The sequence below is a fragment of the Deltaproteobacteria bacterium genome (assembly GCA_030690165.1).
Taxonomy (GTDB): domain Bacteria; phylum Desulfobacterota; class GWC2-55-46; order UBA9637; family UBA9637; genus JACRNJ01.
The window spans coordinates 1-1,378 of record JAUYHF010000038.1; the positions used below are offsets into that span (position 1 = coordinate 1).

Consider the following 1,378-nt stretch of genomic DNA (forward strand, 5'->3'; position numbering starts at 1 on the left):
CCATTGCTGGCTTGGAGTTTCAACTGGAATAAATCATATCTGGTAAACACTTTCAAAAGAGCTAAAATCAATCTTATAATCATAGGCGCACAAACCCGGCCCACTGTGCTCCCAAAAATCGCCTGGGTGCGCGAAATAGTCGCTGCAGCGGACCAGGCGGGAATTCCGGTGTTCTTAAAAATCAACCTTGTCCACATCTTTAGACGAACCGATGAACAGAGGAATCAGACATTCCAGGAAACCTTTAAATGGGCATTGAACGCCGAGGGTAAGTTGCGCCAGGAAATGCCGGGAAAGAAAGGATAAAAGTATGCCTGCTAAACTAATATTCATCAAGAGAAGTTTAAAATTTTGCCCTTTGGTAAAAGTAGGTTGCAAGGAGTGTTTTTTGCCACCTGCTTGCAAAGGGGAGGATGACCCGAATGTAGCGTTTAAACTTTATAAGCAGGTGGGAATATATCACATGAAGGAAATGCCGGGAAAGAGAGGATAGAATGGACAAGATTAAAGAACAGATTGCAATATTTCTACTCCACAGGGACAGTATACGCAGTTGGGAAGACCTTATAGAGTGCGAAAAAGAATCGTATTTATCAGAAGTAGCCCTCTTGATGAAAGTATCCCCCGACCTTGCAGCCCTGCTTGAGAAGTACGAGCAGACGAAGGACAAGGATGGGAACTACCACCTCAGCAAGGTTAGGATAATGAAGGAGAATCAGGACTTGCCGGAACTTGAGTGTTCTACTCACAAGAAAAACTATTCACCTGATACCTGTGAGGTATGTAATAGGTATGTGAAATATATATCCGCAGGGGAATGGCTACAGCGGTGGAACTTTGTCAAGGTGCTGGAGGTGAAACCATGAACAAAGCACAGCGTGAGCCGGATACCGGATTGACGGTAGACTTAAATTATCCAGAACATAAACATCCTCATGGCATAGAGGATACCCCACCTGATACATTCCAGATATGGGCATGTGATGAGTGTAGGCATATCTTTACCGATGAGGAAATCAGGCAGGATGCGGAGAATAATCAATGGGGGCATGCCTGTAAAGCACATCCGTGTAGAAAGGGACAAAGGTGCGAGAGCCACCTTGAGCCTTACATGCCCTTGATTGGAGGCAAGAAGTGACCATCCACTGCGGGAATAAGCCACTGAAAACTTGTCAAATGACAGTTGCGGAATATAGTTTAGTTAATTGTGCATACTCACGATGCAATAGGCCGGCAAAGTTCAGAGTGCCTCACCCTAAGATGGGTGTTGAATATGTCTGCGGAATACATGCACGGCCACTTGACCTGATGTTTAAGCGCATAAATAGCGTTGATAGGTGCGTGGAATTATGATAAATACCATCCACTGCGGTAACGT

3 protein-coding genes are annotated in these 1,378 nt (G+C 44.9%); all 3 read left to right on the forward strand.

Going from position 1 to position 1,378, the window contains the following annotated elements; genetic code table 11:
• On the forward strand, positions 1–306 hold a 306-nt coding region (locus tag Q8P28_06460), incomplete at its 5' end, for a hypothetical protein (GenBank protein ID MDP2682433.1).
• A gap of 188 nt (positions 307–494) precedes the next feature.
• Positions 495–866, forward strand: coding sequence for a hypothetical protein (locus Q8P28_06465; GenBank protein MDP2682434.1), 372 nt, complete (start codon positions 495–497; stop codon positions 864–866).
• Positions 863–1,138, forward strand: a complete 276-nt coding sequence (locus Q8P28_06470; GenBank protein MDP2682435.1) for a hypothetical protein — start codon at positions 863–865, stop codon at positions 1,136–1,138. The genes Q8P28_06465 and Q8P28_06470 overlap by 4 nt, the downstream gene beginning before the upstream one ends.
• Positions 1,139–1,378: the final 240 nt, after the last annotated feature.